General features: G+C 72.6%; 12 protein-coding genes and 1 pseudogene. 8 read left to right on the top strand and 5 right to left on the bottom strand.

Annotated elements, in window-relative coordinates; translation table 11 throughout:
• Positions 1–254 precede the first annotated feature (254 nt).
• Both ACIQVI_RS03865 and ACIQVI_RS03860 read left to right on the top strand, forming a co-directional pair.
• Positions 255–1,154, top strand: a complete 900-nt coding sequence (locus tag ACIQVI_RS03865) for an ABC transporter substrate-binding protein (protein ID WP_403590644.1) — start codon at positions 255–257, stop codon at positions 1,152–1,154.
• Between the two features lie 266 nt (positions 1,155–1,420).
• Positions 1,421–2,146, top strand: a complete 726-nt coding sequence (locus ACIQVI_RS03860; protein WP_403590641.1) for a hypothetical protein — start codon at positions 1,421–1,423, stop codon at positions 2,144–2,146.
• A gap of 40 nt (positions 2,147–2,186) precedes the next feature.
• Here the strand turns inward: ACIQVI_RS03860 and ACIQVI_RS03855 are convergent.
• Positions 2,187–2,315: pseudogene (locus ACIQVI_RS03855) on the bottom strand (IS5/IS1182 family transposase); the annotation flags it as partial.
• A 320-nt stretch (positions 2,316–2,635) separates the two neighbouring features.
• On the opposite strand from ACIQVI_RS03855, the gene ACIQVI_RS03850 reads away from it, so the two are divergent.
• Positions 2,636–3,532: a hypothetical protein gene (locus ACIQVI_RS03850; RefSeq protein ID WP_403590638.1), complete on the top strand. Its 897-nt coding sequence runs from the start codon at positions 2,636–2,638 to the stop codon at positions 3,530–3,532.
• A 48-nt stretch (positions 3,533–3,580) separates the two neighbouring features.
• Here the strand turns inward: ACIQVI_RS03850 and ACIQVI_RS03845 are convergent, their stop codons facing one another.
• From ACIQVI_RS03845 to xylB, 3 genes are all read right to left on the bottom strand, one after another.
• Positions 3,581–4,087 (bottom strand): DinB family protein, encoded by a 507-nt coding sequence (locus ACIQVI_RS03845; protein WP_351969932.1) that lies wholly within the window; start codon positions 4,085–4,087, stop codon positions 3,581–3,583.
• 207 nt (positions 4,088–4,294) lie between these two features.
• On the bottom strand, positions 4,295–4,528 hold the full coding sequence (locus ACIQVI_RS03840; protein WP_403590635.1) for a hypothetical protein: 234 nt from the start codon (positions 4,526–4,528) through the stop codon (positions 4,295–4,297).
• A gap of 119 nt (positions 4,529–4,647) precedes the next feature.
• On the bottom strand, positions 4,648–6,126 hold the full coding sequence (xylB, locus tag ACIQVI_RS03835; RefSeq protein WP_403590632.1) for a xylulokinase: 1,479 nt from the start codon (positions 6,124–6,126) through the stop codon (positions 4,648–4,650).
• Between the two features lie 157 nt (positions 6,127–6,283).
• Between xylB and xylA the strand changes: the two genes are divergently transcribed.
• From xylA to ACIQVI_RS03810, 5 genes are all read left to right on the top strand, one after another.
• Positions 6,284–7,453: a xylose isomerase gene (gene xylA, locus ACIQVI_RS03830; protein ID WP_403590629.1), complete on the top strand. Its 1,170-nt coding sequence runs from the start codon at positions 6,284–6,286 to the stop codon at positions 7,451–7,453.
• 118 nt (positions 7,454–7,571) lie between these two features.
• A complete protein-coding gene (locus tag ACIQVI_RS03825) occupies positions 7,572–8,297 on the top strand; it encodes a (Fe-S)-binding protein (protein ID WP_403590627.1) in 726 nt (241 codons plus the stop codon).
• Entirely contained in the window at positions 8,294–9,739 is a 1,446-nt protein-coding gene (locus ACIQVI_RS03820; protein ID WP_403590625.1) for a lactate utilization protein B, read from the top strand. Before ACIQVI_RS03825 ends, ACIQVI_RS03820 begins: the two co-directional genes overlap by 4 nt.
• Positions 9,736–10,371 carry a lactate utilization protein C gene (locus ACIQVI_RS03815; RefSeq protein ID WP_403590623.1) on the top strand — a complete coding sequence of 212 codons (636 nt, stop codon included), beginning with the start codon at positions 9,736–9,738 and terminating at the stop codon, positions 10,369–10,371. The genes ACIQVI_RS03820 and ACIQVI_RS03815 overlap by 4 nt, the downstream gene beginning before the upstream one ends.
• Before the next feature lie 133 nt (positions 10,372–10,504).
• Complete coding sequence (locus tag ACIQVI_RS03810) at positions 10,505–10,762, top strand: hypothetical protein (protein WP_351969925.1); 258 nt, start codon at positions 10,505–10,507, stop codon at positions 10,760–10,762.
• A gap of 146 nt (positions 10,763–10,908) precedes the next feature.
• Here the strand turns inward: ACIQVI_RS03810 and ACIQVI_RS03805 are convergent, their stop codons facing one another.
• Positions 10,909–12,870, bottom strand: a complete 1,962-nt coding sequence (locus ACIQVI_RS03805; protein ID WP_403590620.1) for an acyl-CoA dehydrogenase — start codon at positions 12,868–12,870, stop codon at positions 10,909–10,911.
• Positions 12,871–12,919: the final 49 nt, after the last annotated feature.

The raw sequence follows: 12,919 nt of genomic DNA, 5'->3' as shown, positions 1-12,919 counted from the left end.
CACGGCCCGCCTCTCCTGACTTCACAGCGCCGCCATCCTCATCTGATCGGCGAGATGACCCGGACGAAGCTGCCCGGGTCAACCCGAGATGCCCGCGCGGGCCCGTTCGGATGAACGCGGGATGCGCACGGCATGGCTCCGTGCCACTGGTGGGGCGTGTCGGTGGACTGCGAGCGGTTCGGTGGGCGTTTTGCTGCCGATCCCGTCCGATGGGCCCGGTAGCGGGCTGGTCATCCGTCCCAAGGGGAGATGCAGTGGCTGACACGATCAGGATCGGAATCGCGGGCCCGAAGACCGGCCCGGTGGCCCAGTACGGCGACATGCAGTTCCTCGGGGCCAGGCAGGCCGTCAAAGACATCAACGCCAGGGGCGGCGTCGGCGGCAAGATGCTGGAGGTCAAGGAGTACGACGACGCGGCCGATCCGAAGCAGGCCGTCGCGGTGGCCAACAGGGTCGTCAACGACGGCGTGAGGTTCCTGATCGGCCACGTCGCCTCATTGGCCACCCAGCCGGCCTCGGACGTCTACGAGGACGAGGGCGTCCTCATGATCACGCCCGCGGCCACCTCCCCGGAGATCACCGACCGCGGCTATCGGCTCGTCTTCCGCACGATCGGCCTCGACAGCGAGCAGGGTCCGGTGGCCGGCGACTACATCGCCGACCACGCCAGGCCGAAGACCGTCGCGGTCCTCCACGACAAACAGCGGTACGGCGAGGGCCTGGCCGCCTCCGTCAAGCGGACGCTGGAGCGCAAGGGCGTGGAGGTCGCCGTCTTCGAGGGCGTCAACGCCGGGGACAAGGACTTCTCCTCCCTCGTCCAGAAGCTGAAGGCCAACGGCGTCGACTTCGTCCACTGGGGCGGCTGCCACCCCGAGCTCGGCCAGATCCTGCCCCAGGCCCGGGAGAGCGGAGTGAAGGCCCGGTTCATGGCAGGGGAGGCGTGCGCCAACGACTCCCTCTCGCAGATCGCCCAGGCCGTCGAGGCGGCCGGCTCCGAGGACCCCGAAAGGGTCGCGAAGGCCCTCCACGAGGGCACCTTCAAGACCCGGACCGGCACCCTGGGCTTCGACGGGAAGGGTGACCTCAAGGACTTCCGCTTCATGGTCCACGAGTGGCACTTCGGCAGGCCGAAGACGGAGGTCTCCCCCCAGTAGAAGTCGTCTTCCGCCGACCCGGGTGCCCCGCGAACGATTCGAGCGCGAGGCACCCGCCGCCCACACCGCCGAAGGCGCCCGCTGGTGCCGGGAAAAGAACAACGCCCCGGCAGCACCGCCCCGACGAGGACCCGGCGGGCCGACCGTCACCGGCGTCTCGATCAGGCTCCGGCTCCGCCCGCGGTCTCCGCCGGATCCAGGGCCTGTCCGATGGGTCAAGAACGGGGACGCCCGTTCAGGCCGCCATGAGGCGCTTTAATGCCCAAGTGGTGAACTGGGCGCGGATGCACGACTGCTACGGGGATGTCGATCGACTCCCCGCGCTTCTGGAACAGGTGGAGCTCGAGGACGACGCCGAAGCGTGGAAGGAGCTGGAATACCGGCTGGTCCTCGAACACGACCTCGTCTTCCCCGCCGGTTTCGCCGCTCTGCCGCGTCTGATGCGTCTCGCCTCCAGGAGTGCGCGGGCGCGTGGACTGGCGGGAACGATCCTGCGACGCGTGGCAGGACACCATGGCTGCGATGATCTGCTGGCGAACTGCGCCGACGAGATCTCCGGGTTCCGCGAGTTGCTGGACCGGCATCTGCGATCGCGGCCGGTCGACTACCTCGCGGCCTTCCTCGATTCGCTCGCGGCCATGGAGGAGTACCACTGGAGTGCCGTCCTGGGGGACTTCACGGACGACTTCTACCACCTGGCGTGCCCCCACTGCGCCGTGGAAGTGACGATCGCCATCGGGGATCACGGGCGCTATTCAGCGATCCGGGACTGGAACCTGGGCGACGTGGACCGCCGTGACCTCCGGCCGGTGCCCTCCGAGGCACTCTCCGGTACCGGCCGGTGGATGTACGAGACGGCCGTCCGCGACGGGCGCGAGGCACTCGCTGACGGAATCGCCCACCTCTTCGGCAAGGCTGAATGCCCGCGCTGTGCCAGTGTGTTCGACATCGCGGCCGAGTACACATCCGCCAACCGACCCGTCCTGCGATAGGCCGGGGTGGATCGGAAGCAGGCGAGAAGGGGCTCAGGAGCAGAGCGAGCCGGATCGCGGTGACGGTCACCGTGCCGTGGAAGACGTCAGCCCGTTTGCCGAATCGAGTGGCCGCGGCACGGAAGCCCTTGAGGGCGTTGCTCGTGCGCTCGACCTCGTTCCTGCGGGCATACCGGGCCCGGTCGAAGCCGATCGGGTCGTCCGCCCTGGTTACCGCCCTTCGGGCAAGCCCTGGAGGCGGGCGGGCAGTCCGGCGGGGACGGAAGGGCCGGGAGGCTTGCCCGAAGGACTGTCCCGCCGGAGCTGGCGGGGGCAGCGGCGGGCATGTTCCATGGGCGGTGCCGCTTCGTGGAAGGAATCACCCCGTTGCCCCCGTATGAACGCCCCGTCGGCCGCGCCGCCGACAGGCACGCCCCGGCCCCCCGGACGCCCCTTCCCTCCAGCCGGACCGGTGTCCTCGGCCTCCAGCGCTCGGTGGGGAACGCCGCCGTGCTGCACATGCTCCAGCGGAGCGGACACGCGTATGCCCAGCCCTCCGTTCAGCGCCAGGTGCAGGGGGAGGAGCAGCACCGGCACGGTGCCGGGTGCGGGCACCGGGAAGACGTACAGCGGTCCGCCGCGGCTCCTGGGGGGCCGCAGATCCAGCGGCTCGTCTATGACTCCGTGGACAACGGCGCGGACGAGGAGCTGTTCCTGGACAACGAGGCGGAGGCTCGCGCGCATTACGCGGGCCGGGGCGTTCCCCAGGAGGTGGTGGACCGGCTGGCGACGCTGGCGGCGGACGAAGACCAGTTCCTGACGCAGGACGAGGCGATGACGATGTCGCGGAACGCCGTCACCGGAGCGATCAATGTCATCACCCCGCAGGAGGCCGGCTTCCTGGTCGGTCTCGCGGGGGACCGCGTGGGTGGTGTGTCGGCCTACGACCCGGACATGACGCTTGGGGCGCAGGGGATCCTCGACACCATCTCGCGGAGGGAGGGGCTCGCCGCCGGGTCGGTGGTGGCGAACAGGGATTCCATCACCGGGTTCGGCCATCACCGGTCGCACACCGACATCTTCGTGCCGCACCCGGGCCCCTGGATCCACCTGGCGCCGCCCGACGACCTCGCCACCTGTCTGGAACATGTGATGGGGCCGTCGAGCCATGCCTCCGTGCTGACCGACAACGAGCCCACCCAGGGGTTCGGACAGGCGCTCATCACCAACATCGACGCGATCAACGCGGCCCATGCCGGCGATCCGGGCTACGTCCCCCTGACCTACACCGTGACCGAGGAGAACGCGCAGGAGGGCCAGCCGGTCGACCTGGGGATCCGGTCCCCCGTCCCGTACAACACCGTCCACCGGCCTCAGTACCGGGTGATCCGGGTCTCCCGCGCCTGAGCGGCGGCACGGGAGACGGGTCCGCCACCATGATCCGCCGGACAGGCCCTAGGAGCCGGTCGTGCCGTCGAGCATCTCGCGCAGGATGTCCAGGTGGCCGTTGTGGCGGGCGGTCTCCTCGGTGAGGTGGAGGAGGATCCAGCGCAGGTCGACGTGGAGGCCGTTGCGGATGGTTCTTCGGGACCGCTCGTCCAGGTCGTTCCCGGCGACCAGGTCGCGGTAGCGGGCGCTCTGTTCGGCGTATTCGTCGAGCAGTTGCGTGAGCGGGAAGTCGACGGCGATCCGCATCTCGCGGTCGGGGTCCTCCTCCGTCATGGGGGCCCGGTCCTCCTCGCCGAGGAAGACCACGTGGAACCAGTAGTACTCGACCCAGCGGAGATGGTTGATCACTCCGCTCATGGTCATCAGCGGTGAACCCGGCAGGAGCGCCTTGCGGGCGTTCTCCTCGGAGACGCCTTCGCACTTGGCACGGGCGGTGTCCCGTGCGTAGTCGAGAAACGTGGTGAGCTGGGTGCGCTCGTCCCACGCGGGCGGTGTGTCGTCGATTCTTGTCATCGCGCGCAGCGTCCCCGATCACCGCGACCGGTGTCGAGGGATTTGACGACGAGCCCGGCCTGCCCCACTCGGATTCTCGCCCGGTAGGACGCTGCGGCGGGTGCGGCACCCGTTCGCCGACCGTGCCGGCATGAGCGCGGCCCTGCGGAAGCCGGTGAACGCCGCCTTCGCCGTCCGGCCGCACACGGAACCGGGCGGGGTTTCCGTCTAGCGCCGGTGGTCGCCCCGGCGGTGGTAGGCGTCGCTGCTGGTCGGCAGGTAGTTGTGGACGGACCAGGAGTTGAAGGAGACCCGGTCGGTCTTGGCCTGGCGCAGGGCCTCTTCTTCCTGGCGCAGGCCTTCGACCGGGTCCGCCCCGCCTCCGCCCCGGCGGAGCACGACGGTGAACGCCAGCGCTCCGGCCCCGATGATGACCCCGAACAGGATGAGCAGAGCGATCATGTGTTCCTCCCCCGTGGTTACCGGCAGGGTAACCACGGGGGTCACGACCCGGCCAGGGTGCGGCGGTGAAGTGGATCAAGTCCGCTCCGCTTCCGCCCCCTTGCTCCCGTGACTCCCCGTCAGCTCAGCAGGGCCGGTGTCGCGGCCGTCAGGACACCGGCGATCCGGTCCCAGGCCTCCTCGTCGCGGGGCAGCGGGGGCAGGTCCCGTCCGGTGCCCGTGCCCCACGCGGCGGCCAGGGCGACGGGGTCGGAGCTGGTGACGGCGCCCGCCGCGAGGGCGGCCGCGCCGAGGGCGACGAGTTCGGCGGCGGCGGGGACGACCAGGGGGCGGCCGGAGAGCCTGCGGACGGTGTCGGTCCAGGCCCGGCCGCGCGCGCCGCCCCCGATCAGGCGCAGCGGCCGGTCCCGTACGTCCGGCGCGGCCGGGTCGAGGCCGCAGGCGGCGAGGAGTCCGTCGAGGGCGCGCAGGACGGTGAAGGCGGCGCCCTCGTAGGCGGCGCCGAGGACCGCCCGGGGGTCCGTGCCGTGCCGGAGGCCGGTGACGAGTCCGGCGGCGTGCGGGAGGTCGGGGGTGCGTTCGCCGTCGAGGTACGGCAGGACGACGACCTCTCCGCCGGGCGCGGCGTCCTCCCGGTCCAGGCCCAGGAGCGCGGCGAACCGGTCGACGGCGAGGGTGCAGTTGAGCGTGCAGCCGAGCGGGAGGTACGTGCCGTCGGTGGCGGCGAAGCCGGCGAGCCCGGGGGCGGCGGGGCGGACGCGGGTCGCGGCGAAGACCGTGCCGGAGGTGCCGAGGCTGACCACGGGGTGGTCGAGCAGGCCCGCGCCGCCGAGGCCGAGCCCGACGGCGGCGGCCATGTTGTCGCCGGTCCCGGCGGCGACGGCGACGGTGCGGGGCAGGCCGAGGGCCTCGGCGGCGGCCGGGGCGAGGGGGCCCGCACGGGTGGCGCCGGTGGGCGCGAGGGCGGGCAGCAGGGCCGGGTCGAGGCCGATGAGGTCGAGGACCTCCGGGTCGTACGCGCCGGTGGCCGTCCCGTACCAGCAGGTTCCGGAGGCGTCCCCGGGGTCGGTCACGGCGATGCCCGAGAGGCGCTCGGTGAGGTGGTCGTGCGGGAGGCGGACGCCGGTGACGGCGTCGGCCCGCTCGGGCTCGTGCTCGCGCAGCCACTGCCACTTGGCGGCGGTCATGGAGGCGACGGGGACGGACCCGGTCCGGGCCGGCCAGGCCTCCGGGCCGCCGAGGCGCGCGGCGAGGGCGGCGGCCTGGGGCGCGGAGCGGGTGTCGTTCCAGAGCAGCGCGGGGCGCAGGGGCCGCCCGCCGGCGCCGAGGGCGACGAGGCCGTGCTGCTGGCCCGCGACCGCGATGCCGGTGACGGAGGCGGCGGGGACGCCCGCGTCCCGTACGGCCGAGCGGACGGCGGTGACGAGCGCGGTCCACCACTCCCCCGGGTCGCTCTCGCGCGCCCCGGCGGTCCCGGTGACGGTGTGCGGCGCGCGGCCGACGGCGAGGAGCGCGCCGGTGTCGGCGTCGACGGCGACGGCCTTGGTGGACTGCGTGGAGCTGTCCACGCCGATCACGACGGAGCGGCTCGCGGGCACGCCCTCACCTCGTCTCGGTCTCGTCTCCCGGCGGTCGTCCCCGGAGACCGTCTCCAGGGGCGGGGTCTGGCGCGGCGGCGCCCCGTCCCTTATTAGTTATCTCAGAAAACAAATCCGGTGGCCAGTCCCCGGACCGCGCACGAGAGAAGGACACACCATGCCGGAGCGCTTCTCCCCGACCCCCGCGGACCGCTTCACCTTCGGTCTCTGGACCGTCGGCTGGCAGGGCCGCGACCCCTTCGGCGAGGCCACGCGGCCCGCCCTCGACCCCGTGGAGGCCGTCGAGCGGCTCGCCGCCCTCGGCGCGTACGGCGTCACCTTCCACGACGACGACCTGATCCCCTTCGGCGCGCCGGAGGCCGAGCGCGACGCGATCGTGAAGCGCTTCCGGGACGCCCTGGACCGCACGGGGCTCGCGGTGCCGATGGCCACCACGAACCTCTTCGCGCACCCCGTCTTCAAGGACGGCGCCTTCACCGCCAACGACCGGGACGTGCGCCGCTTCGCCCTGCGCAAGACCCTCCGCAACATCGACCTCGCCGTCGAGCTTGGCGCGACGGTCTACGTGGCGTGGGGCGGCCGGGAGGGCGCGGAGTCCGGCGCGGCCAAGGACGTGCGGGTCGCGCTCGACCGGATGAAGGAGGCCTTCGACCTGCTCGGCCAGTACGTCACCGAGCAGGGCTACGACCTGCGCTTCGCGATCGAGCCCAAGCCGAACGAGCCGCGCGGCGACATCCTGCTGCCCACGATCGGGCACGCGCTCGCCTTCATCGAGCGCTTGGAGCGCCCGGACCTGGTCGGCGTGAACCCGGAGACCGGGCACGAGCAGATGGCGGGGCTCAACTTCCCGCACGGCATCGCGCAGGCGCTGTGGGCGGGCAAGCTGTTCCACATCGACCTCAACGGCCAGTCGGGCATCAAGTACGACCAGGACTTCCGGTTCGGCGCGGGCGATCTGCGCCAGGCGTTCTGGCTGGTGGACCTCCTGGAGACGGCCGGGTACGGGGGCCCGCGCCACTTCGACTTCAAGCCGGTGCGCACGGACGGCGCCGACGGGGTCTGGGAGTCGGCGAAGAACTGTATGCGCAACTACCTGATCCTGAGGGAGCGCGCGGCCGCCTTCCGCGCCGACCCGGACGTCACGGCCGCGCTCGACGCCTCCCGGCTGCCCGAGCTCGCCGTGCCCACGGCCGCCGACGGTCTCGCCGGGCTGCTCGCCGACCCCACGGCGTACGAGACGTTCGACGCGGACGCGGCGGCGGCGCGCTCGATGGCCTTCGAGCGCCTGGACCAGCTGGCCCTGGAGCACCTGCTGAACGTGCGTTGAGAACGGGCGGACAGCCGGGTGCCCGGCCGCGTCCCCTGCGAGACTACGGACCGTGCCGGTCCCGCGTCCGCCCGGGACGCGGCCACCGCCCGAACCGGACCGTCCCCGAGGAACCGTGATGCGCGTCGCCCTCTTCGTCACCTGCGTCAACGACGCCGTCTTCCCGTCGACGGGCGTGGCCACGGTCCGGCTGCTCGAACGGCTCGGCGTGGAGGTCGACTTCCCGGCCGCGCAGACCTGCTGCGGGCAGCCGCAGTTCAACACCGGCTACCGCGCGGAGACCGTGCCCCTCGTACGGCGCACGGTGCGGGCCTTCGAAGGGTACGACCACGTCGTCGTCCCGTCCGGCTCGTGCGCGGCCATGGTCCGGCACCACTACGGCGCGTTCGGCGCGGAGGTGCCGGGAGCGGCGGACCTGGCGCCGCGCGTGTACGAGCTGACGGAGTTCCTGGTGGACGTGCTCGGCGTGACGGACGTCGGCGCGTACTTCCCGCACCGGGTGACGTACCACCCCTCCTGCCACGGGCTGCGCCTGCTCGGTCTGGGGGACCGGCCGCGCCGGCTGCTCGGCGCCGTCAAGGAGCTGGACCTCGTGGAGCTGCCGGGCGCGGAGGAGTGCTGCGGCTTCGGCGGCACCTTCGCGGTGAAGAACCCCGACGTCTCGGCGGCCATGGGCGCCGACAAGATCGCGAACGCCCTGGCCACGGGCGCGGGGGTGCTGTGCGGCGCGGACAACTCCTGTCTGCTGCACCTGGGCGGGATGCTGAGCAGACGGGAGGCGCCGCTGCGCGCGCTGCACCTGGCGGAGATCCTGGCGAGCACGGAAGAGGAGCCCTGGCGATGAGCGACCACAAGAGGACGTCCGCACCGGCCCCGGCCTTCGTCGGGATGCCGGCCTTCCCGGAGGCGGCGCGGAAGGCGGTCGGCGACACGACCCTGCGAACCAACCTCCGGCACGCCACCCGCACGATCCGGGACAAGCGGGCGCGGGCGGTGGCCGAACTTGACGACTGGGCCGCCCTGCGCGAGGCGGGCAAGCGGATCAAGGACGAGACGCTCCGTCACCTCGACACGCACCTGCTCCGGTTGGAGGAGGCGGTGACGGCGGCGGGCGGCACCGTGCACTGGGCGGAGGACGCGGCCGAGGCGAACCGGATCGTCACCGACCTCGTACGGGCCACCGGCGAGCGCGAGGTCGTCAAGGTCAAGTCGATGGCCACGCAGGAGATCGGCCTCAACGAGCACCTGGAGGCCGAGGGGATCGCCGCGTACGAGACCGACCTCGCGGAGCTGATCGTGCAGCTCGGCGAGGACCGGCCCTCCCACATCCTGGTCCCGGCCATCCACCGCAACCGGGGCGAGATCCGCGACATCTTCCGCGAACGGATGGCGAGGTGGGGACGCCCCGCGCCGGAGGGACTGAGCGACGCCCCGGCCGAGCTCGCGGAGGCGGCCCGGCTGCACCTGCGGGAGAAGTTCCTGCGGGCCAAGGTGGGGATCTCGGGGGCGAACTTCATGGTCGCCGAGACCGGCACCCTGGTCGTGGTGGAGTCCGAGGGCAACGGCCGCATGTGCCTCACCCTGCCCGAGACCCTGATCTCGGTCGTCGGCATCGAGAAGGTGGTGCCGACCTGGCGGGACCTGGAGGTCTTCCTCCAGACCCTGCCCCGCTCCTCGACGGCCGAGCGGATGAACCCGTACACGTCGACGTGGACCGGCACCACCGACGGCGACGGCCCCGACGCCTTCCACCTCGTCCTGCTCGACAACGGCCGCACCACCGCCCTCGCCGACAAGGTCGGACGCCAGGCCCTGCGCTGCATCCGCTGCTCGGCCTGTCTGAACGTCTGCCCGGTGTACGAGCGGGCCGGCGGGCACGCGTACGGCTCGGTCTACCCCGGGCCCATCGGCGCGATCCTCACCCCGCAGCTCCGGGGCACGGCGAGCGCGGTCGACGCCTCCCTGCCGTACGCCTCCTCGCTCTGCGGCGCCTGCTACGAGGTGTGCCCGGTCGCCATCGACATCCCCGAGGTCCTGGTCCACCTGCGGGGGAAGGTCGCGGACCAGGGCGGCCACCGGCTGGAGAGGGCCGCGGTCAAGGCCTCCGCCTGGGTACTGGACCACCCGGGCGTGCTGGCCGCCGGGGAGCGCCTCGCCTCCCGCACCCGCGCGCTGCACCCCCGGCGGGCGCCGGGGCCGGGGGCCCGCCGGTGGACCGAGAGCCGGGACCTGCCGGAGATGCCCGCCGAACCGTTCCGCGACTGGTGGAGGAAGAACCGCACATGACCGACTCACGCGCGCGCGTGCTCGCCCGGATCCGCGCCGCCGTCGCGGACGCGCCCGAGCCGCCCGCCGTCGCCCGCGACTACCGGACGAGCCACACCGCCGAGGACCCGGCGGGGCTCCTGGACCTGCTCCACGAGAACCTCGCCGACTACCGGGCCCACGTCCACCGCACCGCGCCGGACGGCCTGGCGGAGCTGATCGCCCTGATCCTGGAGGAGCGCGGCGCCCGCAGCGTCGTCGTTCCGCCCGGGCTGCCCGCCGGGTGGCTCGCCGCCACGGAGGCCGTCCGGCGGACCGACGAGCCCCGGCTGACCCCGTACGAGCTGGACGGCGTCGACGCCGTGGTGACGGGGTGCGCGGTGGCGGTCGCCGAGACCGGCACGCTCGTCCTCGACGGCGGTCCCGGGCAGGGCCGCCGCGCCCTCACCCTCGTCCCCGACCTGCACCTGTGCGTGGTCCGGGCCCCGGAGCAGGTCGTCGCCTCGGTCCCCCTGGCGCTCCCCCGGCTCGCCCCGGCACAGCCGCTGACCTGGATCTCGGGCCCGTCCGCGACGAGCGACATCGAGCTCGACCGGGTCGAGGGCGTGCACGGTCCCCGGACCCTGGAGGTCATCCTGGTGACGGACGCCTGACGGGCCCGGCCGGTCCGCGTTTTCCCCCTCCTCGCCAAGTCGCCGTGTCAGCACGGAACTTCGGGGTACCCGGGTGGAGGGCCGGTCCACCTCCGGATCAGCTCTCAAGGTGAGCGTCCCGAAGGAGTGGAACATGACGACGCAGTACGACAACCGTCCGACCGGTCAGCAGGCCCGCGGGACGACCGGCAACGTGATGAGCATCATCGCGATCGTGCTGGGCGTGATCTCGCTGGTCTTCTTCCCCATCGTGTTCGGCGTGATCGGCGTGATCCTCGCCGTCGTCGCCAAGTTCGTCCGGCACGAGCGGCTCGCCACCGTCGCCCTCGTGGTCAGCACCGCGGGCCTGGTCGGCGGCCTGGTCCTCGGCGCCGTCGTCGCGAGCGCGTGAAGCGCGTGACCTGACGGGCCGAGAACCCGCGCCGAAACCGTCCCGGCCGGTGGTCGCACCCCCATACGAGTGGGGTACGACCACCGGCCGGGACGGTTTCGCGTCCGTACGGCCCTCCGTACGGCCCGGTGGCCGGGCGCGCCGGGTCAGCCGAGCAGGTCGGGCGCGCGCAGCACCTCGGGCGGGACGCCCCAGGCGTCGACCAGGTCGACGGCGAGGGGGCGGACCTTGCGGCAGAGGTCGTTCACCTCGCGGGTGATGGCCTTGGAGCGCTGGACGGTGAGCCGGCCGTGCTCCATGAACCAGGCCCGGTCCTCCTCGATCGCCGAGAGGGCGAACAGGTCGCAGAGCAGGCCGAGCGCGTCCTTGTTGCCGCCCTCCGGCATCGCCCGCACCCTGTCGACGAACGCTTCGAGGACCAGCCGTTCGACGTGGGCGCGGGCGAGCGCGATGACGTGGTCCTGGACGTACGAGAAGACGGCGCCGGGATCGCGCTTCTGGTCGATGCCGCGCTTGAGCCGCCGGGCCACGCCGGCGAGCATGTGCTCCTCGCGGTAGCGGACCATGGCCAGCTGGTACTCCGGGTCGAGCAGCCCGGCCTCCCGGTCCCACTCGTCGCCGCCGGGCAGCAGGTCCCGCACCCGTTCGAGCAGCTTGTGGGCCGAGGTCCGCTCCATGACCGTCTCGACGGCGAGGCCGGTGACGTAGCGGACCGTGCCGAGCTGGTCGAGGTCCTCGAACTCGCTCGCGTGGTCGGTGAGCAGGCCCTTGGCGACGAGCTGGAGCAGGACGTGGTTGTCGCCCTCGAAGGTGGTGAAGACGTCGCTGTCGGCCTTGAGGGCGGCGAACCGGTTGACGGCGAGGTAACCGGCGCCGCCGCACGCCTCGCGGCACTCCTGGACGGTCCGGGTGGCGTGCCAGGTGCCGAGCGCCTTGGTTCCGGCGGCCCGCGACTCCAGGCGCCGCCGGGCCTGCGGGTCGTCCTCGGCGCCGGAGAAGACCTCGTGCAGCCGGGTCCGTACGACGTCCTGCGCGAAGTGCAGCGCGTAGGTGCGCGCGACGAGGGGCAGCAGCCGGCGCTGGTGGAGGCCGTAGTCCAGGAGGAGCTGCTCCTCCTCGCCCGGGGACGCGTCGAACTGCCTGCGGCGCACGGCGTACTTCACGGCGATCGTCAGGGCGACCTTGGCGACGTTGACCCCGGCGCCGCCGACGCTGACCCGGCCCTGCACCAGCGTGCCGAGCATGGTGAAGAAGCGCCGGTTGGGGTTCTCGATCGGGCTCGTGTAGACGCCCTCGGGGCTGACGTCGGCGAACCGGTTGAGCAGCGCCTCGCGCGGCACCCGTACGCCGTCGAACCGGATGCGGCCGTTGTCGACGCCGTTGAGGCCCATCTTGCGCCCGTCGTCCTCGAGCCGGACGCCGGGCGCGGCCTCGCCGCCGACCCGGACGGGCACGACGAAGGCGTGCACGCCCTCGGAGGTGCCGCCCACCTCCAGCTGGGCGAAGACGACGGCGAGCTCGGCGTGACGGGCCGCGTTGCCGATGTAGTCCTTGCGCGCCCCGTCGTCGGGGGTGGTGATGACGAACTCCTGGCTCTCGGCGTCGTACCTGGCGACGGTGGCGAGCGCCTGGACGTTGGAGCCGTGACCGGTCTCGGTCATCGCGAAGGACCCCATCAGGCGGCCGGTGATCAGGTCCGGCAGGTGGGCCGCGTGGTGGCGCTCGGTGCCCAGGTGGAGGATCGCGCCGCCGAAGAGCCCGAACTGCACGCCGGTCTTCACGAGGACCGACAGGTCGCCGAAGGCCAGCGTCTCGAACGCGGCGATCGAGGCCCCAACGTCACCGCCCCCGCCGTACTCGGTGGGGAAGCCCATGCCGGTCTGTCCCGTCGCGGCCATGCCGACCACGATCTCGCGCACCCGCTCGCGGAATGCGTCGATGCCGAGCTCCTCGGCCTCTTCGAGGACGGAGGCGTACGTCACCAGGTTGGTCCGGACGAGGTCGCGGATCGCGGCGTACTCGCCGTCGAGCAGCCCGGCCAGCGCCCGGACGTCGATCTCGGGCTGCGCGTAGCCGCTCTCGGAGGGGGATGCGTTGTCGGTGGCCATGTCCCTTCGCTACCCCGACCCGGGACGATCAAGCGGTGCGGCCGGGTGT

It is taken from the genome of Streptomyces sp. NPDC098101 (assembly GCF_044760185.1).
In the GTDB taxonomy this organism is placed as follows: Bacteria; Actinomycetota; Actinomycetes; order Streptomycetales; family Streptomycetaceae; genus Streptomyces.
The sequence above is the reverse complement of the archived record's forward strand: the minus strand, read 5'-3'. Positions and strand labels throughout refer to the sequence as shown.